General features: G+C 62.0%; 29 protein-coding genes and 2 pseudogenes. 13 read left to right on the top strand and 18 right to left on the bottom strand.

Annotated features, from left to right (window positions below):
* Positions 1-3 precede the first annotated feature (3 nt).
* Both NCS02_RS27565 and NCS02_RS27560 read right to left on the bottom strand, forming a co-directional pair.
* Entirely contained in the window at positions 4-312 is a 309-nt protein-coding gene (locus tag NCS02_RS27565; protein ID WP_175980345.1) for a recombinase-like helix-turn-helix domain-containing protein, read from the bottom strand.
* 1 nt (position 313) lies between these two features.
* Positions 314-631 carry a non-heme iron oxygenase ferredoxin subunit gene (locus NCS02_RS27560; RefSeq protein WP_008345991.1) on the bottom strand — a complete coding sequence of 106 codons (318 nt, stop codon included), beginning with the start codon at positions 629-631 and terminating at the stop codon, positions 314-316.
* Positions 632-1,057: 426 nt separating this feature from the next.
* Between NCS02_RS27560 and NCS02_RS27555 the strand changes: the two genes are divergently transcribed.
* Complete coding sequence (locus NCS02_RS27555) at positions 1,058-2,131, top strand: porin (protein ID WP_250520173.1); 1,074 nt, start codon at positions 1,058-1,060, stop codon at positions 2,129-2,131.
* 1,065 nt (positions 2,132-3,196) lie between these two features.
* The gene (locus tag NCS02_RS27550; protein ID WP_175980346.1) at positions 3,197-3,343 is read left to right on the top strand and encodes a hypothetical protein; all 147 of its coding nucleotides are present in this window, start codon (positions 3,197-3,199) and stop codon (positions 3,341-3,343) included.
* A 78-nt stretch (positions 3,344-3,421) separates the two neighbouring features.
* Here NCS02_RS27550 and NCS02_RS27545 read toward each other — a convergent pair whose 3' ends face one another.
* The 10 genes and pseudogenes from NCS02_RS27545 to NCS02_RS27510 form a co-directional block, all read right to left on the bottom strand.
* Entirely contained in the window at positions 3,422-3,682 is a 261-nt protein-coding gene (locus NCS02_RS27545) for a PAAR domain-containing protein (RefSeq protein WP_175980347.1), read from the bottom strand.
* 34 nt (positions 3,683-3,716) lie between these two features.
* Positions 3,717-4,088, bottom strand: a complete 372-nt coding sequence (locus NCS02_RS27540) for a hypothetical protein (protein ID WP_175980348.1) — start codon at positions 4,086-4,088, stop codon at positions 3,717-3,719.
* Entirely contained in the window at positions 4,085-4,423 is a 339-nt protein-coding gene (locus NCS02_RS36630; protein WP_488225988.1) for a hypothetical protein, read from the bottom strand. Before NCS02_RS36630 ends, NCS02_RS27540 begins: the two co-directional genes overlap by 4 nt.
* 368 nt (positions 4,424-4,791) lie before the next feature.
* Positions 4,792-5,223, bottom strand: coding sequence for an SMI1/KNR4 family protein (locus NCS02_RS27535; RefSeq protein WP_250520172.1), 432 nt, complete (start codon positions 5,221-5,223; stop codon positions 4,792-4,794).
* Between the two features lie 7 nt (positions 5,224-5,230).
* On the bottom strand, positions 5,231-5,614 hold the full coding sequence (locus NCS02_RS27530) for a polymorphic toxin type 8 domain-containing protein (RefSeq protein ID WP_502800906.1): 384 nt from the start codon (positions 5,612-5,614) through the stop codon (positions 5,231-5,233).
* Positions 5,593-5,728: pseudogene (locus NCS02_RS36625) on the bottom strand (RHS repeat-associated core domain-containing protein); the annotation flags it as partial. The gene NCS02_RS27530 and the pseudogene NCS02_RS36625, both read right to left, overlap by 22 nt.
* Positions 5,729-5,779: 51 nt before the next feature.
* Positions 5,780-6,007 carry a hypothetical protein gene (locus tag NCS02_RS27525; protein ID WP_250520170.1) on the bottom strand — a complete coding sequence of 76 codons (228 nt, stop codon included), beginning with the start codon at positions 6,005-6,007 and terminating at the stop codon, positions 5,780-5,782.
* Positions 6,008-6,019: 12 nt separating this feature from the next.
* A pseudogene (locus NCS02_RS36350) lies at positions 6,020-6,700 on the bottom strand (RHS repeat-associated core domain-containing protein); the annotation flags it as partial.
* A gap of 283 nt (positions 6,701-6,983) precedes the next feature.
* The gene (locus NCS02_RS27515) at positions 6,984-7,415 is read right to left on the bottom strand and encodes a contractile injection system protein, VgrG/Pvc8 family (RefSeq protein WP_250520169.1); all 432 of its coding nucleotides are present in this window, start codon (positions 7,413-7,415) and stop codon (positions 6,984-6,986) included.
* 963 nt (positions 7,416-8,378) lie between these two features.
* Positions 8,379-9,269: an IclR family transcriptional regulator gene (locus NCS02_RS27510; RefSeq protein WP_008345979.1), complete on the bottom strand. Its 891-nt coding sequence runs from the start codon at positions 9,267-9,269 to the stop codon at positions 8,379-8,381.
* Positions 9,270-9,392: 123 nt separating this feature from the next.
* On the opposite strand from NCS02_RS27510, the gene NCS02_RS27505 reads away from it, so the two are divergent.
* The 3 genes from NCS02_RS27505 (at position 9,393) to NCS02_RS27495 (ending at position 12,234) form a co-directional block, all read left to right on the top strand.
* On the top strand, positions 9,393-10,247 hold the full coding sequence (locus tag NCS02_RS27505; RefSeq protein ID WP_250437487.1) for a sulfite exporter TauE/SafE family protein: 855 nt from the start codon (positions 9,393-9,395) through the stop codon (positions 10,245-10,247).
* A complete protein-coding gene (locus NCS02_RS27500; protein WP_250520168.1) occupies positions 10,244-10,531 on the top strand; it encodes a DUF1634 domain-containing protein in 288 nt (95 codons plus the stop codon). Before NCS02_RS27505 ends, NCS02_RS27500 begins: the two co-directional genes overlap by 4 nt.
* 89 nt (positions 10,532-10,620) lie before the next feature.
* On the top strand, positions 10,621-12,234 hold the full coding sequence (locus NCS02_RS27495; protein ID WP_250520167.1) for an FAD-dependent monooxygenase: 1,614 nt from the start codon (positions 10,621-10,623) through the stop codon (positions 12,232-12,234).
* Here NCS02_RS27495 and NCS02_RS27490 read toward each other — a convergent pair.
* Positions 12,231-13,055 (bottom strand): class I SAM-dependent methyltransferase, encoded by an 825-nt coding sequence (locus tag NCS02_RS27490; RefSeq protein WP_250520166.1) that lies wholly within the window; start codon positions 13,053-13,055, stop codon positions 12,231-12,233. The two genes, NCS02_RS27495 and NCS02_RS27490, sit on opposite strands and share 4 nt — an antisense overlap.
* A gap of 160 nt (positions 13,056-13,215) precedes the next feature.
* On the opposite strand from NCS02_RS27490, the gene NCS02_RS27485 reads away from it, so the two are divergent.
* The gene (locus tag NCS02_RS27485) at positions 13,216-13,962 is read left to right on the top strand and encodes a glucose 1-dehydrogenase (RefSeq protein WP_008345970.1); all 747 of its coding nucleotides are present in this window, start codon (positions 13,216-13,218) and stop codon (positions 13,960-13,962) included.
* Positions 13,963-14,060: 98 nt separating this feature from the next.
* Positions 14,061-14,693: a LysE family translocator gene (locus NCS02_RS27480; RefSeq protein ID WP_250520165.1), complete on the top strand. Its 633-nt coding sequence runs from the start codon at positions 14,061-14,063 to the stop codon at positions 14,691-14,693.
* A gap of 5 nt (positions 14,694-14,698) precedes the next feature.
* Here NCS02_RS27480 and NCS02_RS27475 read toward each other — a convergent pair whose 3' ends face one another.
* Positions 14,699-14,953 carry a hypothetical protein gene (locus NCS02_RS27475; protein ID WP_250520164.1) on the bottom strand — a complete coding sequence of 85 codons (255 nt, stop codon included), beginning with the start codon at positions 14,951-14,953 and terminating at the stop codon, positions 14,699-14,701.
* Positions 14,954-15,221: 268 nt separating this feature from the next.
* Between NCS02_RS27475 and NCS02_RS27470 the strand changes: the two genes are divergently transcribed.
* From NCS02_RS27470 to NCS02_RS27445, 6 genes are all read left to right on the top strand, one after another.
* A complete protein-coding gene (locus tag NCS02_RS27470) occupies positions 15,222-15,464 on the top strand; it encodes a DUF6723 family protein (RefSeq protein ID WP_033536913.1) in 243 nt (80 codons plus the stop codon).
* A 167-nt stretch (positions 15,465-15,631) separates the two neighbouring features.
* A complete protein-coding gene (locus NCS02_RS27465) occupies positions 15,632-15,859 on the top strand; it encodes a hypothetical protein (RefSeq protein WP_034470053.1) in 228 nt (75 codons plus the stop codon).
* A 189-nt stretch (positions 15,860-16,048) separates the two neighbouring features.
* Complete coding sequence (locus NCS02_RS27460; RefSeq protein ID WP_051078960.1) at positions 16,049-16,708, top strand: recombinase family protein; 660 nt, start codon at positions 16,049-16,051, stop codon at positions 16,706-16,708.
* Between the two features lie 276 nt (positions 16,709-16,984).
* Entirely contained in the window at positions 16,985-21,148 is a 4,164-nt protein-coding gene (locus tag NCS02_RS27455; protein WP_250523374.1) for a CheR family methyltransferase, read from the top strand.
* A 50-nt stretch (positions 21,149-21,198) separates the two neighbouring features.
* Positions 21,199-22,203 carry a chemotaxis protein CheB gene (locus NCS02_RS27450; RefSeq protein WP_250520161.1) on the top strand — a complete coding sequence of 335 codons (1,005 nt, stop codon included), beginning with the start codon at positions 21,199-21,201 and terminating at the stop codon, positions 22,201-22,203.
* Between the two features lie 26 nt (positions 22,204-22,229).
* Positions 22,230-22,466, top strand: coding sequence for a hypothetical protein (locus tag NCS02_RS27445; RefSeq protein ID WP_008345957.1), 237 nt, complete (start codon positions 22,230-22,232; stop codon positions 22,464-22,466).
* A gap of 395 nt (positions 22,467-22,861) precedes the next feature.
* Here the strand turns inward: NCS02_RS27445 and NCS02_RS27440 are convergent, their stop codons facing one another.
* The 4 genes from NCS02_RS27440 to NCS02_RS27425 form a co-directional block, all read right to left on the bottom strand.
* Complete coding sequence (locus tag NCS02_RS27440) at positions 22,862-23,737, bottom strand: glucose 1-dehydrogenase (RefSeq protein ID WP_175981939.1); 876 nt, start codon at positions 23,735-23,737, stop codon at positions 22,862-22,864.
* 240 nt (positions 23,738-23,977) lie between these two features.
* A complete protein-coding gene (locus NCS02_RS27435) occupies positions 23,978-24,202 on the bottom strand; it encodes a hypothetical protein (RefSeq protein ID WP_008345955.1) in 225 nt (74 codons plus the stop codon).
* Between the two features lie 104 nt (positions 24,203-24,306).
* The gene (locus NCS02_RS27430) at positions 24,307-25,629 is read right to left on the bottom strand and encodes a c-type cytochrome (protein ID WP_409014132.1); all 1,323 of its coding nucleotides are present in this window, start codon (positions 25,627-25,629) and stop codon (positions 24,307-24,309) included.
* On the bottom strand, positions 25,614-26,051 hold the full coding sequence (locus NCS02_RS27425) for a hypothetical protein (protein WP_250520160.1): 438 nt from the start codon (positions 26,049-26,051) through the stop codon (positions 25,614-25,616). The genes NCS02_RS27430 and NCS02_RS27425 overlap by 16 nt, the downstream gene beginning before the upstream one ends.
* Position 26,052: the final 1 nt, after the last annotated feature.

Here is a 26,052-nt window from a genome sequence, read left to right as displayed (position 1 = left end):
TCTTTATTCGGCGAGCGTGCGCAGTTCGGCGGCGAGGCGGTCGGCGGTCCATGCGGTGCCTTCCGGCGTGCGGAAACCGTCCTTGTTCAAGCCCGCGACCACCTGTTCCAGTTCCAGCGCGCCCGCTTCGAAGACGCGTTCGAGCGCATCGCCGAAGTCGTTTTCGTATTGCGTCGGCTCGGCCTTGCGCGTCTGCCAGATGAAGTTTTCAGTCTCGCCCGGCTTTTCGATCACGCCCTTGCCGGCGACGTTGTTCGGCTGCGGCGCGAGCCACGGCTTGAGATGCGGGTTGAAGTTCACGACTTTTTCCATGTCACGCCACCTTGATCTGAATTTCCTCGCCGGCGAGGCGCACCGAATACGTCTTCAGGTCGCGGCCGCCGGGCTCTTTCAGGCATTTGCCCGTGGGGATGTGAAACACCGCTTCGTGCAGCGGACATTCGACGGTGTCGCCATCGACGAAGCCTTGCGTCAGCAACGCATATGCGTGCGGGCAGACGTTCTCGAGCGCATATAGCGCGTCGCCCACTTTGTAGATTCCGATTTCCGCGCCGTCATCGAGCTTGAATTCGATTGGTGCGTCTTCCGACAGATCGCCGGCATGCCCGGCGCAGCGCCATTGTTCAGACATCTTTCACCCTTTCCTCTGGTTCGTCTGTGTTCCACTAAAGGAACAACAGTTCGTGTATGGTGATTATAGGAGTCGACTGGCTCGGAAAAAATATAAAAGTAGATATCTAGGTGAAAACACTTAAGTCGACGCGGTTTTAAGCTCGCGGATAAAGTAAGAACGCCCGTTTGTCATTGATCCGTAAGCCCTTTTGCCCGGCAGATGCGCCGTGTCCGCGTCGTCTCAGGGTCTACCCGGCTTCATCACAAATTTATTTTTTTGGCGCGGGAAAGCTCACTATACTTTCCATAGGCAGGACGGCGATCCATATATGGAACGCAAACGAGTGGCGGGACGTCTTGCTGGGGAAGGGCAACAACTGCGATCAGCAGGAACAGGAAAGCGGGCGAGGCCCGCGCTCGAACCACACGATCAGGAGAACGAAGGGTGAAGCACATCATCGCAGCGGGGCTCATCGGGGCCGGGGTCGCGACCGGCGCGGCCGCGCAAAGCACGGTCACGCTCTATGGCAGTCTCGATGCCGGCATCGCGTATATCAACAACGTCGGCGGCCATCCGAAGTGGATGGAGGAGCAGGGCAACATGCAGCCGGATCGCTGGGGCTTTCGCGTGGTCGAGGATTTGGGCGGCGGGCTCAGGACCGTCGCGCAACTCGAGAACGGCTTCTACACGAACACGGGCAACTTCGCGAAGGCGGGCACGCTTTGGAATAGGCAGGCGTATCTCGGGCTCGAGCAGGAAAACGTCGGCACGCTGACGCTCGGTCATCAGACGCCGTTCAGCTTCGACATGCTCGGACCGCTATCGACCGCGTATCTCGCGGCGAGCTGGTACGCGTTTCATCCGGGCAACATCGATCAATTGGCGGATACGGGCGTGGTGCCCTACGACAACTCGGTGAAATTCCGCTCGGCGAACTTCTATGGCTTCTCTGCGGGCGCGATGATGGGCCTCGGCAACACGACGAACTTCTCGACGGGCCGCAACTACGGCTTCGGCATTACGTATGCGAACGGTCCGTTCAAGGCGGCGGCCACGTATTCGAACGAGCACAATCGCACGCCCGCGATCGCGACGACCGGTCTGACGACGTTTCAGGGTCAGCCGGCGGCGACTTACATGGCGGACAAGCAGGAGGAGATGGGCGCGGGTGCGTCGTATGAGATCGGCAAGTTCGTCGTGCATGCGCTTTATACGCGCGTGAAGCTGCAATCGAACGGGCAGTCCGATACGTTTCAGTCATACGATGCGGGGTTGACCTTTAAACCGGTCGCGTGGAACTGGATCGCGGGCGGCGCGGCGACGACGACGTTCGCGGGCGGACGATGGACGCAGTTCGAAATCGGCGATATCTATATGTTGTCGAAGTCGACGCAGCTTTATGTCAATGCGCTTTATGAGCATGCTACTGGGGGGGTGAAGGCGGCTTTCTTTACCGCTGGGGTGTCGAGTACGGCGAATCAAGTCATCGTGCTGGCGGGGATTCATCACTCGTTTTGATTTTTTGGTTTTGGTTTTGGTTTTCGCCGGATCCCGTATTCGCGTCGGTCTATTGGCACTGCCCCTGTGCGGGGCGGCGCCTACTTTCTTTGCAAAATTAACCATTACCACGGAAATGGTACGGTCCGTCAGGTTCTGGATTGGGCGGCGATGCGCGGCTCGCGCAGCGGCCCGAACCCGGCACGCTTCGACGGGCACATCGAGCATCTCCTCGCGAACCGATGAAGGCGAAGCCGACCCGCTCAACCTTGCTTTCCATCGCAGAGTGCGAAGTTGCGGGTTGTGTCGCGTGTGCGCCAGCGGCAGCATGCACAGTTCAAGCGATCGTTGTTGACGGTAACGCCATTCTGAACGTCAACAGCTCGGGCGCGAGCGACGAGCGCGCGGTCACGGTTGGCGCTTCCTCGACGACCGCAACTGTGACCATCAGCAAGCTATCGATTAAGGGGAACGTGCGGACCTACCCAGGCGACACGCAATATCCGATTGGGCTTATCAATCTTCAAGCGGGGGCCGTGGCACTCGCTGATGTCGCGGGCAACGATTTCAGTGTGCCCGCTATGCCGTTTGGAATTGAGCTATCGACAGTACGACAGCGGTAGCGCCATTTCAGTCCTTCGACAGCGGGAACCGGCTGCCCGGGCAGCGCGTATTGCGAGGCACGGCTCCGCCGACCTCCGGAACGTGGGTCATCGGTGACACCATGACCAATAGCAACCCAGCCGGAACAGCCGTCGCCGGGTGAACCTGCACCGCAGCAGGCACGCCGGGAACGTGGAAGGCTTTCGGAGCGCTCTCGTAAAGCGTCGCTCTGCTATGTGCATCCGCTACGCCGCAGCTCTGCTAGCCGCGCTTATTTTTCACAGGTGCACGCTCGTCTACATAGAAGCGATCACAACACCATCGCCAATACGGGCGGACACGGCGGCGTGCAGTTACCTGAGCATGAAAGCGGCTCGAACTCGATCGATCGGCTCATCCACCCGCAGCAACGCTAACCCCAAGGACACAAAGCAATGAAGGTGCATATCGAGAACCAGGGCAGTTTCAGATATTCGGGTCATCGTGGACGGTGACACGCTGAACGATTCGACGCTCACGCCGGGAGAGGCGGAAGTCTACGCGACGGAACCTGAAGGCGTCGTTCAGTTGCGCGAGTTGGGCGGTGGCGAGGCGCAAGACGAAGCGAGCGAGGACGTCGAGCGCGCATAAGTAGAGGCCCGCGCCAGGCGGGCCTTATGGGTGCTCGTCGCGAAGGTCGAGCCGCGCATCGACGCTCGACCATTTCCCTTACCCCACCGAGCCGTGATCCTCGTAAGCGATCAGACGGCTGCCACACGCGGTCAAATGTCCGTCGAGTGCGACGCCATTGCCGTTCGTGTCGGTCAACCTGTCCGAGCATTGAATAATAGGGTTGGTGCCGTGTTCCGGGCACGTCACCAAATCACCCATGCGAGCCACCCCGCGCCCCTTGATGTCCATCGTGTCGGAGCCCGTGATGATGCGCCCGCCGTGGGTGGTTGCGTCGCCTACGCATGCAATTGAGGTCATTTCAGAAACTAGAAGTTAGTCGATTCTCAAACCGCTACGACCCAATATATTTGTATCTCAAGCGCATCTGAGCGTGGTCTCGTTGGATTTCGACTTGGAGAATTGGTTCTTGGGGCTTGCCATCTGACCAGAGCACTGCTTCCACTCCCCATGCTTCACCACCATTCATCTCAAAAACATCAATGAAGCGCCGGGAGCCTCGCTGCTCTATAAATGCTCGGTCGAGTGGTGCTACACCGATCCGTGGGTTATCCAAGAAGTACTCTGCCAACGTTTCCTTGATTTCCTCAAGAATGGGCATCGTTACGTCGAACTTTGCTTGAAGTGTTTGAGCATCTTGAGCATTGATGGCCTCGATGAATTCGGTGATAAGTAAGTAAGCTTCATCGTTGTTCAACTTGGTCATTTAGATCTACCTCGCTTTGATGGTGTGGTTGTTCTGGCTCCCGCGCTGGCACCTATCCCGGAGAAGTAACTTCTCGCTTTCAAGACCGCGCATTTTGCGGCTTTGGAACTTAGCCCGGCGGCTTTCAATGAATTGAAGGCAACTACAGTCTCGCTTCCAAGTGTACCGCCTAGCGATGCCCGGTCTTGCGCGCGGTTCGCGTTGTAGTGCGGTGTCCCCCGGGTCGTTCCGTCTTGATTTCGCCCCTGCAGACTGATCGCGGGGGCGTCGTTATAGTTGTAGCCCGACATGCCATTGACTGCGGCGTCCTGATAGATGTGATGCGAGTCTTGCAACCCGCCAACCCTTCTGAGATCTCCGTGACGCCCCGTTTGGACACCCTCGTTCTCAAGTATCTTCTCGCAATCATCGGGACACGGACATGTCGTTAAGCCAAGAGGCTCGATCCATCGAACCGGGTTCGGCGCGTATTGATATACCTGGCTGCACCGTGCGATCGCTGGAATTCAGCAAATGCACCTCAACGACGACGCGCGCCGGGTGGTCGCGGAACGGCTTTTCTAGCTGCCGGCAGACTGACAGCCGCCGCTGCGTTTCTCCCCGATCGGGGAGAAACGGGTAGCCGCGCGTTGGTCGATTCCGAGCTTTAGAGGCCAGAAACAACAAGGGCCGCTCACGCGGCCCCAAGATGCTTCCCTCATCGTTATCCCGGTCGACCGGGCGTAGTCAGAAAGGCTGCGAAGCTATCAGCAATCGCTGACGCTTGCCCTGTCTCGTGCGACCAAAGAACTACAACAGGCTCTCCGGCATCGCCAAGCGTTCCATAGTCGAAGCAGTAGTAATCCCCCGTTCCGAATTCCGCAAACGGTAGCAACTGAGAGAGGTCGATAGAGCTACCTGAGAAGTTGTCTCGCCACTCTTGCCAATCTTCTTTGAAGTGACGAACTATCGACTCCCACGTTTTGCGGGGATCGCGTGCATCGAATACAGGAAACACAACCAAAGCACCCAATGCTTTGCCGTTGTTGTCCAGAAGCCAATCCGAGAACGACTTAGGCAAGCGTCGCGCCAATTCCGTCTCAGCTGCATGGATCGCATCTACTGTTGTGCCTATCACTCGCGCTTTAGCCATCATTTCTCGCTTAGGGTAAAGAGCCCGCCTTCGGGAGACTCAACTTGCCGGTCCCAGGCGACCCAGAACTCGGCATCTTTGCCGACCAGCACCCATTCCGCTTGCGCCAATAGCGATGCTGAATGCCTCGATGGTCTGCCGCCAACATCGGGTCAGCATGCGAATAATCGTAACCGGAGTCATTTTCGAAACGAGGTCTGTGTGCAAGTTCATACCCCGGTGGTGCCTTGATATTGGCTTGCTGGCCAGCATCAACTCTACGTGCCTGATTTTGGAACCAACCACGCATTGAACTTGGCGTATTCGGATCGTTCATGACATCTCGCCAGCGAGCATCCGGATCTACGTACGGCTCCCCACAGCAACAAACCTTTGCCAACCCTAGCGGATCGATCCACTGTGTCGGGTTCGGCGCGTACTGATATAGGTTTGTTCCGCCTGCAAGACCGATAGGGTCTTGCGTGATGAACCGTCCCGTCGCCGGATCATAGTACCGATGCCGATTGTAGATCATTACCGCCGAGTAGACATACAAAGGGCCGCGTATGCGGCCCTTTGTTCATAACTCTTTTCTCAGAAATTCTTTCAGCTCCACCTCCGAGAATTCAAACTCAGGCCCCGCGTCCATTCCTTTAAGATAATTCACTACGCGTTCTAAGCGAGGATCATCAAAGGAGTGGTCCAAATAAAACTCGTACGCATAGCGCGCGACCTTGTCTGGAGCGTAACCCTCCACCGTGATAAGGAAATGCAGACCATTGAGAAATTGAGCTTTCATGTCAGACACGATCGTTTCTCCTTATGGGCATCTCGACGTGGCTCTGCCAGAAGCTGTAGCTTTGCCTTGATCAAGGTCCGCTTTTGTCGGTGGGTAGTGCGGCAAGTCTAGTACCTCACCATTGTCCATCTTGGGATGAACTCGGTTGACCTCTCCAGCTTGGTTATATGTCTCTTCCCACGACCGAACTTGCCCCGTTCCAGGATTCCATTCAGTTACGTGCGAACGTCCACGAGTGGGACCCGGATTTAGAGCGGGGACTTCAGCATCGTAATACCTAATTCTCCCGTCCGGGAGTCGCCGTGTATTAGCGGCACTTCCCTGTGCTTTTTGGAGCGCGCGCAACTTACGTGCGAGTTTGTTTGCTGGACTGTCGCATCTAAGTCCAAGCGGATCAATCCACTGCACCGGGTTAGGCGCATATTGATAGACGTTGATGCCGCCCGCAAGCCCGATGGGGTCTTTCGAGATGAACCGTCCCGTCTGCGGATCATAATACCGATGCCGGTTGTACGTCAGCCCCGTCTCGTCGTCCGCGTATTGGCCTTGGAACCGAATCGCGTTATCCGCTTCTGCCGCATCCGTCTTGCCATAGGGCGTTGGTTTCCTTCCGCCCCACGCCTTATACCGCGCCAGCCACACAACCTTACCCGACTCGTCGAGCAACTCCTGCGGCGTGCCAAGGTGGTCATTCTGATAGAACACCGTCGCATGGCGGCTCTTCGCCGGAACCTGAACGAAACCGCCATCCGTACCCGTCGCGAGAAACGCGGGTTCGACCAGCTTCTCATCGAGACGAGCGAGCGGCAGGAACGTCCCCGGTTCGTGCAGATAGAGCGACGCCCGCGTCCATTGATGGCTCGCGTCCAACGTATGCATGCGCTGCGCGACCGGCAGCGAATACGCGTCTTGCGCGTCCTCTCGCACCGTCTCATAGCGGGCATTCGCGGACTTGCGCTCGCGTCCATACTCGCGCGGCAGCTCGTCAATCGTGATCGCGCAAGATCGCCTCGATGATCTCGGGCACGGTCTTGTTCTGATAGATGCGCGATCGCTTGGTGATGCGCAAACGCGCAAGCGGCGATTCGACGACGACGCGATACGCGCAGAAGTCGCGCGTCTTGCGAGTTCGTGTGAAGCGCGTGATGTTGCCGTTCCACTCGCGCGGCGTGCCGTCGCCGGGTAACGGCTCGATGCTGAACGTCGCGTTGTGCCCGAGATAGTCGGCGCGCGCCAGTTCCACATTGGCGGTCAGTTCAAGCGTGATGTGATACGGACTGCCTAGCCGTTCGATCGCCTTGACGGAGATGATCGAGAGGCCATCGCTCGGCGGTGCGCCTCGCACCTTGAGATAGTAGTTCTGCCTGCCCGTGATCCAGCGCGCGAGCGCGGTGGATCGCTTTGTTTGTGCTTCCATTCAGATTCCCTGCATCGAGATGCTGCCAGGCCATGGCCTGATAAACATTCCTATCTAATCGGGCGCATACGGATTCAGCGCACGACCGGCGAAACGTAGGCGGGAATTATTTCGAGAGGAAGCAAAAAAAAACCCTTAGGCCAAAGACACTGCCAAGAAGCAGCAATACAAGGTCGGATTTCTCTTAAAATGATTTCGCGCAGGTGCGACGCATAATTACATCGCTGGCGCGTGGTAGCGCCAGCCAGGACTCGGCGGTTTTGAAGACACTCTGCACCCGTGAGCCCGCGCAATGCCGGCTGACGTTCGTCGCGCTCTTTCGACATGGAGCGCAGCTAGACCACGTGCGCCATCTGACCAACGGCGCTCGATGCTTTGTCGGGCCTAAGAGCGGGACGTGGCAGGGAACCCGCGAGGGTTGCTGGCAATGGTGTAGCGTCCCGGTCTTCCAACCCTGTCATTGTTCCCGCCCGCCCCCAACTGAGAGAAAGGGGGCGGCTCCGGGTTTGTCCAAAAGAGGAGCTTGACCGGTGCTACATCAAAAACAATCGGCAGTCTCACACGCATCCTCACGGCGACAACCTTCCTCAGCGTATTCCGAGCGTTCTACACTCGATCCACGTATCGCTGCCATGCGACTGCTATTTCGCACGCTTAAAAGAACCGTCGACACGATGCGCAACCATGAAGACAGTCTTTATGAAATGCGCGACGTAACAAGTGCGGCTTGTCAGGACCGAACTTGGCGGAATGCGCGAAAGCGTCGATGCGGCGTTTTTGCTCGACACTCCTAGTGTCTACCAATGTGCACGCTCGCGGTATTCGACGGTCGAGAAATTCTTCTAATATTAAACTCGTAGACAAGAAAACTTACTTTCTTTGCAGCAAAGAAAGTGACCGCCGCCCCGCACAGGGGCAGTGCTAATAGACCAAAAAGAAAACGGGATCCGGCGAGAGAAAACCTCAAGCACTCGCAGCGCGCCCCACAGTACGATCCCCCTCAGAAGGCCGATAATTCAGCCGCATGGAAAGCTCGACCGCAGCGCCACATACCTTCGCGACAAGCCGCGCTTTCTCATCATCGGCGCCGATATCCGACCGCGGCACGGTCGCCGCCACCGCCGCGACGATCGCGCCGGAATGATCCCGTACGGGCGCAGTAACGACCGAAATCCCCCGCTCGAACGATGCTTCACTGAGCCCATACCCGAGCGAAGCACATTCTTCCACGCGTTCGTAAAGCTCCTCGATAGTCGCGGGCGTCCGCTCCGTATACTTCTCCAGTTGAGCCTCGGGATAAAGCGCCTTCAGCGCGGCCATCGACAAATCGCCCATCAGCACATGACCATGCACGGTCGCATGAGCAGGAAGACGCGTACCGACATGCACCTTCACCGAGCTGAACAGCGGCTCATGACTCTGCGCTTTCGCGACGAACACGACATCGCGCTGATCGCGGATCAGCAGATGTGTCGAAAGCCCGGTCGCATCGCGCAGACGTTCGAGAATCGGCGTGCCGAAATCGGTCAGCTCCAGCGAGTTGACGTACTCAAACCCAAGCCGCAGCACGGCGACGCCGAGCCGGAAACTACGATCGCCGTTCACGCGTTCGAGAAAGCCCAGCGCTTCGAGCGTTTGCAGCAGACGGAACGTCGTCGTGCGCGGAATGCCGATGCGCCGCGAGAGCTCCGGCGCGGCCAGCACCGGCTCGCGCGCCGAGAATTCGGCGAGGATGCGCAAGCCGCGTTCGAGGCCCGGCACGAGATAGCTGGAACCGCCGCCAGATGACGCGTCCTCATCCGTCGTGTCGAGAGTCTCCGCCTGAATGTCTTCCTGTTTGCTTCGTCGGGCCATGTTGGCTGTCGTTGTCGTCGTGCAATGGGCAATCATAGCGCGAGACCATGCATCGTCGGCTTTTGCCGCTCGTTATAACATGTTATATTGATTCTTTGGCGATACCTCACCGATGCTTTGACGATGAGTTTCGAAGCCACATTCTGGCTCTTTTGCACGGGCCTGGGCGCGAGCGCGGCGGGCGGCATGCTGGGCATGGCGAGCGGCCTGTTCATCGTGCCCATCCTGACGATGTTCTTCCATATCGACATGCACGCCGCCATCGGCACGAGCATCGTGTCGGTGATCGCGTGTTCCTGCGGCGGCGCAGCCGCGTTTCTGCGCGGCGGTCTGACGAACGTGCGGCTCGCCGTCGTACTCGAAACCGGCACGACGCTCGGCGCGCTGACGGGCGTGTTCGTCGCGGGCGTCGTACCGGTGGCCGCGCTCGATTTCCTCTTCGCGGGCGTGCTGCTGGTGTCGGCGTGGCAGATGTTCATCCGCCGCGAAGATCCGGCGGGCACGTCGAGGCCGATTCCATCGAACGGACTCGCCGCCGCGCTCGGCCTTCATTCCAGCTACCCCGACAGAACCTCGCGTCGCGACATCCCTTACGAAGTGCGCCGCGTGCCCGTCGGCCTCACGTTGATGTACGCGGCAGGACTCGTTTCCGCGCTGCTCGGCATCGGCAGCGGCATCCTGAAGATTCCGGCGATGGACAACGCATTGCGTCTGCCGATCAAGGTATCGACGGCGACGTCGAACTTCATGATCGGCGTCACGGCCGCCGCGAGCGCGAGCGCGTATTTTCTGCGCGGGGAGATCGTGAGCGCGATCGCGGGACCGGTCGCGCTCGGCTCGGTGATCGGCGCGATCGCGGGCGCGCGCGTGCTGATGAAAGTGCGCGGCGAGCGCCTGCGCCTGCTGTTTCTGTCGATGCTGCTGCTCGTCGCCTGTCAGATGTTCATGCAAGGCATCGGTATCGATCTGCTGCGATGAAAGACCTCACGCCGAAAACGCTCGATCGCCTGCTCGCCGGTTTTCTACAGTGCGGCACGTGGGCCGCGTGCGCGCTGATCGGCGCGGGTCTCTTCGCCGGCACGAAACTTCTGACGGCGGGCGTCGCGCTCTTCATCTTGCTGCCGGTGCTGCGCGTCGTGCTGATGCTCGCCGTGTTCGCGCGGCAACGCGATTTCCTCTACGCGACGATCGCCGCGACCGTGCTTCTCGTGATCGCGGCGGGCTGCGCGATCGGTATGCGTCTCGGGCCGCTCGCCGGTTGATGCACATCGCCACGAGCGCGCATCCAGCGGTTATTCTCCCTGACGGCAGTCGATGACATTCGCCGGTTTCCTCAGGAGAAACACGCATCATGTTCGATTCGACCGATGTGCTGATCGCCGGTGCGGGGCCCGTCGGCCTCATGCTGGCTGCCGAACTGCGCCGCGATGGCGTGAACGTGCGCATCATCGATGCACACGACGAGCGCGCGTTTTTCGTGAAGGCGCTGGGCGTCACGGCGCGCACGCTTGAGATTTTCGAGGATATCGGCATCGCGCGCGACGCGATCGATGCGGGCGTGTGGCTGACCGGCGCCGACACGTATCAGGACGGCGCGCCCGCGTTCAGCGCCGAAGTGCCGCGCGCCGGGCTGCCGTACGGCGCGCTCTCGCTCGCGCAGTTCGAGACGGAACGCATTCTCGAAGCGGCGCTCGCGCGCAACGGCGGGCACGTCGAATACGGGGCGACGCTCATCGATTTAACCGAATCGGCCGATGCCATCGACGCATGCGTACAGGACGCATGTGGCGAGAGCCGCACGGTTCGATGCCGCTGGCTCGTCGGCTGCGACGGCGCGCGCAGCACGGTGCGTCGTCATCTGAACGTCGCGTTCGAAGGAGATCAGTATCCGCAGACCTTCATGCTCGCCGATGTCGATGTCGACTGGAATCTGCCGCGCGGAAGGATGTATCGCTTCAATGTGTCGGGTGAGGACAGGGCCGCATCGACGACGCTCGCCGCGTTGCCGGTGCGCGGTTCGGTGCGTCGCTATCGTCTGTCGATGGTCCTGCTTCCCGACGATGCCGCCAGACACGCGCCGAACGCCACGCCCGCTTTCGACGAGATCGAGCGCATCATGCTGCCGGTCCTGCCGAAGGGCACGCGGCTTTCGTCGATGCGCTGGTCGTCGGTGTATCGCGTGAGTCACCGGATCGCGCAGCAGTATTCGCGCGGCCGCGTGTTTCTCGCAGGCGATGCGGCGCATATTCATCCGCCCGTCGGCGGGCAGGGCATGAACACGGGCTTGCAGGACGTCCACAATCTCGCGTGGAAACTCACGCTCGCGTCGTGCGGTCTCGCGAGTCAGACGCTGCTCGACAGTTACGAAGCGGAGCGGCGGCCAGTCGGGCTCGATGTCGTCGAATCGACGAGCCGCGCGCTGAACACGGTTCTCGCGCACGGCGAGATCAAGCCCGCGATGCGCGAGACGCAATTGCTGGTGAGTTATCGCGGCAGCAGCTCGATAGTTGCAGACGAAACCATCGACATGACGCCCGCATTGCCCGCGCCCGGGGATCGTGCACCGCAAGCCGGCGGTCTCGTGGAGGCGTTCATCGGTCATGCGCAGCGCTTGCACGATCATCTCGGACGCGGACGTCACACGCTCATCGGCTATATCGATGACGATGCCGATGGCGCACGCGTCGCCGCGTTCGCTGCAACGGTCGAAGCATGGCGCGCCGCACTCGGCACGGCGGCGAGCGCGGTGCTGATCGTGTCGCCGGACGTTGCGAAGGCGGCGTCGTTCGTGCCTGCGTGTGAAGCGTATCGGACGTTGAGCGACGAAGCGCGCGAATTCGCCGATGCCGTCGGCGCGAAGAACGGCATGGCGTGGGTCGTGCGGCCGGACGGACATATCGGTTATAGAAGCGCGCGTTGCTCGCCGGATGCGTTGATTGCATGGCTCGGACGCGTGCTCGGTTAGCGCCGGATTTCGATGACGTGCGCCTGAATCTTCCCGTCCGGATAGTCGGAGCCGAAGCGCGCGGCGATGGCTTGCGCGCATATCGATGTCGCTTCGTCCAGACTCGCGCCCGCACGCGATTCGATCTCGTTGCGCAACGGTGTGCCCTGGCAATAGGCGAGCGCGACCTCTTGCGCCGACGATGCGCGGCTGCGTCGCGTGACGGTTTCGAAACGCGGCATCGCGTCGAAGCCCGCCGATGCGAGATCGCGTGAAATCGCTCCGCGATCGAAGTAGCCGTGCGGCGTGCGCTTCATGAAAAGCGGCGGATCATCGGGAAAGAGATGGCCGAGTGCATCGGTGATCGTATTGGCAAACGCGTTCTCTTCGATGCGATCCCATATGTTAAAGAGCAGCGCGCCGCCCGGCCGCAGCACGCGACGCGCTTCTGCGAAAGCCGCGGGCTTGTCGGGAAAGAACATCGCGCCGAACTGACAGACGACGATATCGAAGCTTGCATCGTCGAAAGGCAACTGCAACGCGTTCGCCTGCCGCCATGTCACGGTGCGTCCGATGGGCGTCGTCGCGGCGCGATCGAGCATCGCCTGATTCAAATCGGTCGCGACGATATCGACATGAGCGGGCAATGCAAGCGCCATCGCGCGCGTGACGGCGCCGGTGCCCGCTGCCGTTTCCAGCACGCGCGATGGAGCGAGCGCCGCCGCGCGCGCTGCAAGATCTGCGGCGTAGGGCGCAAAGAGCATCGGCACGAGAAGCCGCTCGTAAAGCTCGGGAATCTGACCGGCGAACTGAACGTCCGTGCGAGGCATAGTCGTATTCATGCGCCGTCTCCGATCGATTATTCGCGTGAGGCCTCAAGTCTTTTCACTCTACGCTGCTTTATCGCCTTGGCGGAGATGGCTACATTTCATCCTGTCGCGCCGCTCTTGCAAAACGCAACGGCGCATCCGGGCATTAAATAACCTCTTCAAGGATTCCATCATGAGCAAACTCGCAGGCAAGGTCGCGGTCGTCACGGGCGCATCGAAAGGTATCGGAGCCGGGATTGCAAAGGCGCTCGCGGCAGAAGGCGCGTCGGTCGTCGTCAATTATGCGAGCAGCAAGGCGGGCGCGGATGCAGTCGTCGCGGAGATCACGGCATCGAACGGCAAGGCGATCGCCGTCGGCGGCGACGTGTCGAAAGCGGCCGATGCGCAGGGCATCGTGAATGCGGCGATCGAGACCTACGGACGCCTCGATATCCTCGTGAACAACTCGGGCGTCTATGAATTCGCCGCGCTCGAAGAGATCACCGAAGAGCACTTTCATAGACAGTTCAATATCAACGTCCTCGGCACGCTGCTGACGACGCAAGCCGCCGCGAAACACCTCGGCGAAGGCGCGAGCATCATCAACGTGAGTTCGGTCGTGACGCGTATCACGCCGCCGACGAGCGCGGTCTACAGCGGCACCAAAGGCGCCGTCGATGCGATCACGGGCGTGCTCGCACGCGAGCTGGGCGCGCGCAAGATTCGCGTGAACTCGATCAATCCGGGTGTCGTCGTGACCGAAGGCACGCATAGCGCGGGCATCATCGATTCCGACTTCGACAAGGCCGCGCTCGCGCAAACGCCGCTCGGACGTCTCGGTCAGCCGGACGATATCGCATCGATCGCGGTGTTCCTCGCATCCGACGACGCGCGCTGGATGACCGGCGAAAGTCTCATTGCAAGCGGCGGCATGCGTTAAACACGAAGTGTATCGACGGGCGACGCCGGTTCCGTATCTGGCGTCGTGGAAAACCGCGCGGCAGAATGCATCGACATTATTTCCGCCGGAGTCCGTCGATGCCTCATGCGCCGCAACTGTTCGCTTTCGCCCTGGTCGCGCTCGGCATGGCGCTCACGCCAGGGCCGAACATGGTCTATCTGATCTCGCGCTCGATCTGTCAGGGCCGCAGCGCAGGACTCATCTCGCTCGGCGGCGTCGCGCTCGGCTTCGTGGTCTACATGCTATTCGCGGCGTTCGGCATCACCGCGCTCCTCATCGCAATCCCGTTCGCCTATGACGGGTTGCGCTTCGGCGGCGCGCTCTATCTGCTCTATCTCGCGTGGCAGGCCGTGAAGCCCGGCGGACGCTCGCCGTTTCAGGTGCGCGATCTGCCGATCGACAGCCCGCGCAAGCTCTTCACGATGGGCTTCGTCACCAACCTGCTGAATCCGAAGATCGCGGTGCTGTATCTGTCGCTGTTGCCGCAGTTCATCGATCCTTCGCACGGCGGCGTGCTCGGCCAGTCGCTCGTGCTCGGCGTCGTGCAGATCATCCTCAGCATCACCGTCAATTCGATCGTCGCGATGACCGCCGGAACCATCGCGCTCTTTCTCGCGCGCAAGCCCGCATGGCTGCTGATCCAACGCTGGCTGATGGGCACCGTGCTCGCCGGCCTCGCGTTGAGAATGGCGACCGAAGCGCGCCGCTGATCCTTTCAGCCGGGATGATCCGTATACACGCGTCCGAGCAGGTCGTCGTATTCGTCGCGACGCGCGGCGACGATCGCCCGCAGCATCCGGATGAACGCGTTGCCATCCTCGAAGTGCTGCACGAGCACGCGCGCCGTGCGCAGCGATATGAATTCGGTCGCGGGTCGCGACGGCTCGTCGTCGATCCTGAAGCTGAAGCGATGCACCTCCACGGACGATACTTCCGACGGTACTTCGTGGGAGAGGATGGTGGCCCGCATTTGCGCTTCCTTCATCGTTCTTGTTATCGGTCTCGGGCATCGGGACTTCGCGCGGTTTATGCGCAAGTCGCCCGGTTTTCGGGTCTTGGCATGCAGCAATGGACATGCCGTCGACCCCCTTCGCAACAGCGGCGCGAAGGGATGCGTTAAGTACACGATGAGCGCATGTGCGGTGTCCCACAATGAATCATCGACATGAGAAGCGGTGATTCCAGTGAATCAATCGAGCGGCCGACGCCCTAAGCTGGTCCTGTATCCGACGCGCACGATGACGCCTACGCCCGGAACCAGCGAGGACGACTTTCAAATTTACGCCTCGTACCGGGGCAGCAGCGCAAGCGGTTTTTTCGGCACGCTCAAGGTCGTGCGCAAGACCGACGGCAAGCTGCTGTTTCCATTCGACGGCGCCGACAGCATCGGTCCGTTTCCGTCGAAGGCGGCCGCGGTCGCCGCCGCGCTCGACCGGGGCGACGAGCTCGTGAAGGCCGACCTGGCGCGCCCGGAGTTGTGAACGTACGGTCGTGCCGCCTAAAGGGATTACTTTCGTACGATATTTGATTATGGTTTCCCCTGATCGTCGGCTCATTCTTCTGATGGACAATCTGCGCACAGCCTACGGGCATTCACACTGCCCGAAAGAGCAAGGGACGGTCATTAGATAAAGAGAGAGGGCACGCCATGAACCAGCCTCAGGTCACCTATCGCGGCTTCGTCATCATGCCGATGGCCGCATTCGACGGCGGTCTCTACGCCGCGATGACGATCATCTCCGACACCGGAGGGCTCCAGCGCGCGACGGGCGTGCTTGGACATTTCGCGTCCGTCGAGGAAGCCCGTGCGTTCGCGCTCGTCGCGGGCAAGGACGAGGTGGACCGCCGTCTGTGGCATTCGGCAGCCGCCGCCTGAAACGATCGTTCGCATCGTTTCGAAACAAGTCGAGCGGGATCCCGCTCGTTCCTTCGACTGCGTCCGAAAGTCCGAAAATAACGGGTTTCGTACCTTGAACGCGCGTTTCGGACTGTCATACTGCAGGCATCCGTGCGTCTGTCCGTTATGGCTCGCGCACGATCTTTGCACCGGAAAAAGGCCGAACCGATGGCAACCGTCGTATACGTTTTCGAGGAAAGCAGAGGTGTACCGACCCACGAGCGCGACTTGCTGGAGATAGACTCCGCAGGTTTTCTCGTCGATATGAGCGCGGTCTTCGTCGAGCGCTGCAGCTGCACGATCGCCGCGGCTGCGCGCCCCGCGTTCCAGCGCGCGTTGCGACGGCTGCAGGCGGGCGACACGATGATCACGACGAGACTCTGGTGTCTCGGCAACAGCGTGCAGGACGTCGTCGCGACGATCGGCCTGCTGGAGCGGCGCGGCATCGCCACGATCTGTCTCGCGTACGGCAAGAGCGATCTGTGCTCGAAGGAAGGTCTCGCGTTCGTCGAGACGCTGCGGCTCGCGGAAGAGCTCGAACGCGTCACGCGCCGCAGCCGCGCGCGCGAGGCGGCGAGCGCCGCCAAGGAGCGTGGCGTCGCGCAGGGCCGCCCGAGTTCGCTTTCTGAAGCGCAGCAACGTCAGGCGATGCTCGGTCTCGACGCCGGCCTCACCGTGACCGAGATCGCCCGCTCGCTCAACACGTCGCGGCAGACCATCATGCGCTTGCGCAACGCGCACGCCGCTCCGCCGCAAGAGCGGGCGGTGCACGCGGTCATCGAGGCTCCGGACGGACCCGAGCCGCTCGCCGCCAACGACGCGAAGTAGCGCGACGCACGGTTCGTCTCCGGGCGACGTTTCTCTCCCTGCGTGTCCTGACGCAGCGGCCGGTTTTATGCTTCCATGTCTGACGACGCGTGCCAAACGCGTCGAATTGAAACCCGCGCGCCGAATGGTCGCGTTGCGTACACTACAATCGATGCCTCAAGAGGCGCGACGCGCGTCCCGCGCCGCGTTTTCATTACAACGACATGGCTCACGAGTGAACTCAAACAATATGCGCGGTGATCGGAAACAAGGGATGAACCCGGAGGATTCGGAGACATGACCAGCAGTCGATCAAAGGCGGCGGCATCCGAGAACTTCGAACCCTTGCCTTTCGCCGTAGTCGGCATGGGCGCGTCCGCGGGCGGCATCGAAGCATTGCTCAATTTCTTCGATAACGCGCCGGCCGAAATGGACATGGCGTTCGTGGTCATCGTGCATTTGCCGGCGGATCGCCTGAGCCGCGCCGATGAAGTCCTGCAACGCGTGACGGACATGCCGGTCAAGCAGGTCTCCGCGACCACGGCCATCGAGAAGAATCATATCTATATCAACGCGCCCGACAAGCATCTGGAAATGTCGGAGGGTCATCTTCGTGCGGTGGATCGCGCGGCCAACGGCGCGCCCACGACCATCGACCACTTCTTCGCCACGCTCGCGTCGGCGCACGGCACGCGTTCGATCGGCATTGTGATGTCCGGCTCGGGCTCCGATGGCGCGGCGGGACTCTCGCGCATCAAGGAGATGGGCGGCATCACCGTCGCGCAGAAACCGGAAGACGCGCATTTCGCCGAAATGCCGCAACACGCGATCACCACGCGCCAGGTCGATTTCATCCTGCCGGCGGCGGAGATGCCCGAGAAGCTGCTGGATCTCTGGAACAACGCCAAGAAAATCCACCTGCCGATCGCCGAGGCCAACGAAGCGGCCGAGAAGGAAACGCCGCCCACGGCGGGCAGCGCCGAGCGCGCGCTGGGCGATATCCTCATGCAGCTGCGCGTTCGCACCGGACACGATTTCCGTCATTACAAGCGCGCGACCATCCTGCGGCGCATCGAGCGGCGCATGCAGGTGAACGGGCTGCGCGATATCGGCGCATACCGCGATCATCTGCGCTCGAATCCGGACGAGACCACGTCGCTGCTCGCCGACATGCTGATCGGCGTGACGCAGTTCTTTCGCGATCGCGAGGCGTTCGACGCGCTGCGGCGCGATGTCGTGCCGCAGTTGCTCGACGCGACCAAGGGCGAGTCGCAGATACGCGTGTGGGTGCCCGGCTGCTCGACCGGCGAGGAAGCCTATTCGCTCGCGATCATGCTCGCGCAGGCGCGCGAAACCGCCGGTTTCGAGGCGACCTATCAGATCTTCGCCACCGATATCGACGAGCCCGCCATCGCGCAGGCGCGCAGCGGCTCCTATCTCGGCTCGATCGCGACCGATATCCCGTCTGAGCTTCTGCGCCGCTATTTCAAGCACGAAGGCGGACGCTACCAGATCGTCAAATCGGTGCGCGAGCGCATTCTGTTCGCCGCGCACAGCCTGCTGCGCGATCCGCCGTTTTCGCATCTCGATCTGATCTCCTGCCGCAACGTGCTGATCTATCTCGATCGCGCGGTGCAGCGGCAAGTGCTCGAGCTCTTTCACTTCGCGCTGCGGGCGGGCGGTTATCTCTTTCTCGGCACGGCCGAATCCGCGGATACCGCCGACGATCTTTTCACCATCGTGGACAAGAAGAGCCGCATCTATCGCGCGCGCACCGTGCTGAACCGCGTGAAGCCGCCGGTCTCGTTTCCTTCGCTCGGCCCCACGAACATCGGGCCGCGCGAAGAGCTGATGACGACCGCCGCGCCGGTGAGCATGGCCGCCGGGCCCGAAACGCCGGAGCGCCGCAGCTTCTCCTTCGCGGCGCTGCATCAGCGCGTGCTGGAAGAATATGCGCCGCCTAGCGTCGTTGTCGATCGCGATTCGAACATCGTGCATCTGTCCACGACGGCCGGGCGATTCCTGCGGCACGGCGGCGGCGAATTGTCCTCGAACGTCATGGCGCTCGTGCTGCCCGAGTTGCGGCTCGACCTGCGCACGACGCTCTTTCGCGCGCATCAGACGGGCGGCAGCGTCGAGGCGCGGCGCGTCAAGCTGACTCAGGACGGCCGCGCCGTCTGGGTCAACATGACGGTGCGTCCATTTCATGACACCGGCGTGAACGCCGACTTTTTCCTCGTATTGTTCGACGAGGTGCAAGAGCACATGGCCGACGAAGGACTGCCCGAGCAACGCGGCCAGGATCCGCTCTTGTTGCAACTGGAACGCGAACTGCAGCACACGCGCGAGCAACTCGCGACGACGATCGAGCAGCATGAGACGACCGTCGAGGAACTGAAGGCGTCGAACGAGGAATTGCAAGCGATCAACGAAGAGCTGCGCTCGGCGACCGAAGAGCTCGAAAGCAGCAAGGAAGAACTGCAATCGGTGAACGAGGAACTGACCACGGTCAACGCCGAATTGCAGGCGCGCGTCGAGGACACGGCGAAGGCGAACGACGACCTGCAGAACATCATCGCGGCGACGGAAATCGCCACGGTGTTCGTCGACAAGCAGATTCGCGTCAAGCGCTTTACGACGAGCGCGACGCGCGTGTTCAAGCTGATCGACGTCGATATCGGCCGCTCGCTCTTCGACATCACGCATTCGCTGCGCTATTCCTCGCTCGCGGACGACGTGAAGCAGGCTTTCGATACGCTCAAGCTCATCGAGCGCGAAGTCGAGAGCCACGACGGCAAATGGTATCTGATGCGCCTCTTGCCGTACCGCACGGCCGATGACCGCATCGACGGCGCGGTGCTCACGCTCATCGACGTCACGGCGCGGCATGTGGCCGAAGAGACGGCGCGCATCGGCGAGGAGCGTCTGCGGCTCGTCGCGCAATCGACCGCCGACTACGCGATCATCGTGCAGGATCCGAGCGGCACGATCGTCACCTGGAACGCGGGCGCGGAGCGCATCTTCGGCTTCTCGGAGAAGGAAGTCGTCGGGAGGAACATCTCGCTCATCTACTCGCCCGAAGACCGCGCGGCGAACGTGCCGGCGAACGAGCGCGAACTCGCGGAACGCGACGGACGCGCCGACGACGAACGCTGGCACATCACGCGCGACGAACGCCGCGTGTATTGCAGCGGCGTGGTGACGCCGATCTCGGATCCGTCGTTCACGGGTTACGCGAAGATCGCGCGCGATCTGACCGAGCGCAAGATGCGCGAGGACGCCAACCGCGAAGCGCTCGCGCACGAGCACGCCGAGCGCGAGAAGGCGTCGCTGTCGAACCAGTTGAAGGACGACTTCATCGCGATGCTGTCGCACGAACTCAAGCATCCGCTGAATCTCATCGGCATGAAGGCGGAAATCCTGCCGCGCCTGCCGGAAACGCGCGGTATCGAAGTGGTGCAGGAAACCGCCGATTCGATCCGCCGCGCGGTGCGCGGGCAGGCGCAGATCATCGACGATCTGCTGGATCTTTCGCGCGTTCGCACCGGCAAGTTCGCGCTGAGCATCGCGCCGGTGGATGTCGCGGGCGTACTCGCGCGCATCGCGGATGTCGCCGAAACGGAAGCCGTGCAACGTGGAATCGCGCTGCTCGCGAGCAATCGCGCGGAGCCGATCTACGCATTCGCCGATTCTGTGCGTTGCGAGCAGATTCTCTGGAACCTCGTTTCCAATGCGCTGAAGTTCACGGATCGCGGCGGTTCCGTCGATCTGCGGATCGCGCGCGACGGCGGCATGGTGCGTATCGATGTCGTGGATACCGGGCAGGGCATCGAGGCGTCCGCGCTGCCGCATATCTTCGACATGTACCGGCAAGGCGGGCGCAATCCGACATCGTCCGGGCTCGGCATCGGCCTTGCACTCGCGAAGCAGCTCGTCGACATGCACGGCGGGCGCATCGAGGCGCGTTCCGATGGCCTCGGCCGCGGCACGACGGTCTCGGTCTGGCTGCCCGCCGCCGCGACGCAACAGGCCGTGCCGCCGCGCAGCGAGGACCGCGCGAGGCCCGTCAGCGGCGCGCGCCTTTTGCTCGTCGACAACGACGTCGAAGCGACCGCATCGTTCGCCGCGCTGCTCGAGCTCGAGCAGGCGTCGGTGCAGATCGCATCGAGCGCCGAGCAGGGTCTCGAACTGCTCGGTAAGGGTTCCGTGGATGCGGTGATATCGGATATCCAGTTGCCCGGCATCGACGGCTACACGTTCATCAGGCGCGTGCGCGCAGACACGACGCTCGCGGATGTGAAGGCGATCGCACTGACGGGGTTCGGCCGCGACGAGGATAAACGCGCGGCGCGTCAGGCGGGCTTCGACGCGCATCTGACCAAGCCGGTTGATTTTTCGGAGCTGCTTCATACACTCGATGTATTGCTCGAGCCGGGGCGCGAGAAGGAGCGCGGCGGCTGAAGCACCGGCGCCGGTCCGCCGATTGCTTCCCAGATCAGACAGGAGGCGCTATGGCTGAACGGGACATCGTGGTGATCGGTGCATCGAGAGGCGGTTTTCAGGGACTCAGGGCGCTCGTTAGCGCGCTTCCCGCCGATCTTCCGGCTGCGGTGTTCGTCGTGCTGCATATCGGCCGTCACGCCAGCATGCTGCCGGACCTGCTCACGAGTTGGGGACGGTTGATCGCGCGTTATGCAACGCATGGCGAAAAGGTCGAACATGGAACCATCCGCGTAGCGCCGCCGGACCGGCATCTCGTGTTGTCGAAAGGGCGCGTGTGGCTCAGCGAGGGTGCGAAGGAAAACTTCTCGCGGCCCGCCGCCGATCCGCTGTTTCGCAGTGCCGCGATGGAATACGGGGCGCGTGTCGTCGGCGTCGTGATGAGCGGCGATCTCGACGATGGCGCCGCCGGTCTCGCCAACATCCGCGCCCAACGCGGTTTCGCCATCGTGCAGAATCCGGACGATTGCGAAGCGCCGAGCATGCCGCGTGCCGCACTCGAATCGTGCGGCGCCGACATGCTGTGTGTCGAGCGCGAACTCTCGCGGTGCATTCAGGCGGCGGTGCACGGGATGTCGTCCGACGAAGCTTCCGAGGGAGCGCAGATGAACAAGAACGTGTTCGAGAAAGAGGCTCGCCTCGCAGCCAGCCGCCTGGCGGATATCGATTCGCTCGACGAAGTCGGCGAGCGGTCGGCGCTGACATGTCCCGATTGCGGCGGCGCGCTGTGGCGCATCAAGGACGATCATCCGATGCGCTATCGCTGCCATACCGGACATGCGTTCACCGGGCTGTCGCTGGAGGAGGGCATCGAAGCGCGTTCGGAGACGGCGATCTGGTCGGCCATGCGCGCGGTGCACGAGCGCGTCATCTTCGCGAAAGAGCGGCAGCGCTGGGCGGAGCGGTCGGGCAATGAAGATCAGATAAAAATCGAGCAGGCGCGCATCGACGAAGCGGAACGTCTCGTCGAATTGTTGCGCGAAGCGGTGCAGACAGCATCTTCATCCGCGAACTGACGAACTGACGGGAAACGGAGGATCGAATGGATCTCGAAGCGGAGAGCCTGGCGCTTGTCCAGGCTGATCGCGATATCAACGAAGGCAAGGAACGCATCGAGCGTCAGCGCAAGATCATCGAGCAACTGCGCTCCGGCGGACACGACACGACGGATGCGGTCAGGCTGCTCAGCACGCTCGAAGACACGCTGACGGCCATGATGCAGCATCGCTCGCTCATTGTGGCTCGCATCGCGCAGTGGAAGAGCGGGATCTTAACGTAGGACGTGCTCCGCGCGGGGTCTGTCGGCGGCGATGCAGCGTGCCGACGCCGCGACACGCGCGTGCGGCGATGCACTCGCGCATACGCGCCATGACGAGCGAATTGAGGCTGGGCGAGCGTGCCGCGCGTGCCTTGCGTCGCGGCTCCCTGGATAGCGAAGCGTGCACGTCGTGAGCGAATTTTTGCAGCGCATCCGCCGATCCGCTGACGCTCATGTACGCCTGCTGTCCGATCCTGCCGTCGAGCAGAACGGTCATTCCGGATTCACGGGCCAGCTTCAACATGTCGGATTGCATGATTGTTCGGGCTCATCGCCCGCTCTTGTCGTTGGCTTCGCGCGGGTTTGCGCGAAGCCTTTCATGCTTTCAATACAGCATTCGCTGTGCCCCGGCCGCGCTAAATAATCGGCTTGCCGCCCGTTACCGCGATGGTCGCGCCCGATATGTAGCTCGCCTCGTCCGATGCCAGCATCACATAAGGCGCCGCGAGTTCCGCAGGCTGTCCGGGGCGCTTCATCGGCACCTGCTTGCCGAAGTTCTCGACGCTCGAAGGCGGCATCGTCGATGGAATCAGCGGCGTCCAGATCGGCCCCGGCGCCACGCAGTTCGCGCGTATGCCGCGCTCGGCCAGCAGTTGCGCAAGCCCGCCCGTGAAGTTCTGGATCGCGCCCTTCGTGCTCGCATACGCGATCAGTCCGGGATTCGGCGCATCGGCATTGACGGACGTCGTGTTGACGATCGAACTGCCTTCTTTCATATGCGCGAGCGCGGCCTTCGTGATGCGGAACATCGCGCCGATATTCGTCGAATAGGTCTTGTCCCATTCGTCGTCGCTGATGTCTTCGAGCTTGTCGTAAGTCGCCTGATACGCCGCGTTGTTCACGAGCACGTCGATGCGCCCGAACGTTTCGGCCGTCTTCGCGACGATCTGCTTGCAATGCTCGCGATCCGTGATATCGCCGGGCAGAAGCAGCGCGCGGCGTCCGGCTTTCTCGACCCAGCGCTTCGTTTCCTCGGCGTCGTCATGCTCGTTGAGATAGGAGATGGCGACGTCCGCGCCTTCGCGCGCATAGGCGATCGCCACCGCGCGGCCGATGCCGCTGTCCGCGCCCGTGATGAGCGCGACTTTGCCGGCGAGCCGGTTGCTGCCCTTGTAGCTCGATTCGCCGTGATCGGGCGGCGGGTCCATCGGGCCGGTGAGTCCCGGGCGATTGTCCTGCTGTTGCGCCGGCATCGGCGGGCGTGGGTATCCGCTATCGGTGGTATTGCTCATGTCGTGCTCCTTACGCTGCCGCTTCAAGAACGACCGTGGCCCGGCTTTCCCTGAGGGCGCCTGTACGAGCGGCGCTGCGCGCTCTTTCATTGACGAGTGTTTTCATTCACGACTCCGGTGCTGGTTAGAAAGACGACCGCATGCGCGGTCATGCGGTCGTGTCAGCATCGAGCGTTCCAGGAATCGAAACACGGCGTGCGGAATCCGCGCCTTACGACGCGCGAAGAGCGGTAATGGCGATCAGTGGTCCGCTTCGTCGACTTCCTTGACCACGGTCTTGCGAAGCTGATCGAGCGCGCGCAGGCTGGTGATGAGATTGCGCAACAGGCTTTCCGAGTCGTCGGTGTTCCATCCGCACTGTCGGAGCGATTCGAGGCGTTCCGTCTGCTCGACGATGCGCCGCCCGCAATTCTCGATATGCAGGTCAAGACGTGCGAGTTCCTCTAAAGCTTTGGTGTTGGCCATGGCGGACGTTCGCGTAGTAGGAAATTTTGTCCAGTCAACCATGGTACAACGCGCCGCGAATCGCCGATGCGGCGCAGTGAATCGGTCACTTTCGCTTCGTCAATTCAAGGTTGCGCGCGCTTCGAGACCGCATCGCGCATGCTGCGCACGTCGCGCGTCGTGACAGGCGAAGCATCGTTGCCCCATGCCGAGCGAACGAAGGTCAGCACGCGGGCGATTTCCGTATCGGTGAGCTTGTCGGCGAACGCGGGCATCTTCTTCGGCTGCGGCCCATGTTCCGTGGATGGCGCGTTGCCGCCCTGCAGCACCATCCGCACGAGCGAATCGGGCTTCTCCGACAGCACGGCCGGATTGCCCGCAAGCCGCGGATACTTGAACGCTTCACCCGCGCCGTCGCTCTTGTGACAGCGCGCGCATGCGCTTTGATAGAGACCCGCGCCGGGACGCTCGTCGTCGCCGGTGCGCAATGCGGCCACGCTCTGTTGCGCCGCGCGCGAGCGCGCATCGTAGGTGCCGCCGTTTCCGTTCGCCGGCAGGCTCTTCAGATACGACGCGATCGCGAGCAGATCCTGATCGTCGAGATATTGCGTGCTGTCTTCGACCACCTGCACCATGCTGCCGAAGGTGGCGAGACCCGCGCCGTGCCCCGTCTTGAGAAACGCGGCGATGTCGTCGGGTGCAATGCGGCCCAGTCCCGCGCCCGATACGCCGGTCAGGTTCGGCGCGTACCAGTGATCGTTGGTGCCGCCCGTGAGATACGTCCGCGACGATTCGGTATAGCCGCGTTCGTTATAGGCAGGTCCGCGCGGCGTATGGCACGCGCCGCAGTGCCCGAGCGATTGCACGAGATAGGCGCCGCGATTCCATTGCGCTTCGCGCTTCGGATCGGGCGTGAACGGTTCCGTCGGCCTGAAGGCGAGATTCCAGAAGACGAGCGCCCAGCGCTGGCTGAACGGAAACGGCAGATGCGTTTCGGGCGCGGCTTGCGCGACGGGTTCCACGCCGTGCATGAAATAGGCATAGAGCGCGCGCATGTCGCCGTCGCTGATCTTCGAGAACGATGGATAAGGCATCGCCGGATAAAGATGCTTGCCGCCCGGCGCGACGCCTTCACGCAACGCGCGCGCGAAGTCCTCGTAGCTATAACGCCCGATGCCATGTTGCGGGTCCGGCGTGATGTTGCTCGACCAGATCGTGCCGAAGGGCGAGCCCATCGGCAGGCCGCCCGCGAACGGATGCGGCTGCGGTTTGCCGGGCGCGGGCGGCGCGGTGTGACAGCCGGCGCAATCGGCGGCCTTCGCGAGATACGCGCCGCGCGTGACGAGATCGGGCGTCTGTCCGCGAGCGAGTGGCATCGATGCGATCAGCGTGAAAGCGCAGAAGAGCGCGCGGCGTCGGAACGTCGTCACGATCAGCGTCCTCCACATGGCGACACGAGCAGCCACGCGAGATCCGTCGCGATCAGCGCGAACACGAAGAGCGCGCTCGCGAGCGCCCCCGCCCGCGCGATGAACGCATCGCGGGCCGCATGTCTGTCGATCGTTCCATGCTCTTTCAGCGTCGATGCAAGCTCGCCCGTACGCCGCCAATTGCGCCACGCGACGACGCCGCCCGCGACGCCCAGCAGCAACGCGACGAGCGCCAGCAGCACGATGCCGTGCTCGAGCCAAGGCATCGCGGACGCGTTCACCGGACGCTCATGCGGGAAGCAGCCCCACGCGGCGATGGTCTGCGCGAGCGTCGTCTGCGTCATCCACGCGGCGGGTGCGAGCAGGAGACCGATCGCGAGCGCCATGCCGCCCGGACGCACGGGATGCCGCTTTTCGTCGATGGGCGATGCATCGTTCATT

Origin of the sequence: Caballeronia sp. NCF2 (assembly GCF_023631205.1) — a bacterium.
Classification (GTDB): domain Bacteria; phylum Pseudomonadota; class Gammaproteobacteria; order Burkholderiales; family Burkholderiaceae; genus Caballeronia; species Caballeronia zhejiangensis.
Note: the sequence above shows the minus strand (reverse complement) of the source record. Positions and strands in the feature narration are given on the sequence as shown.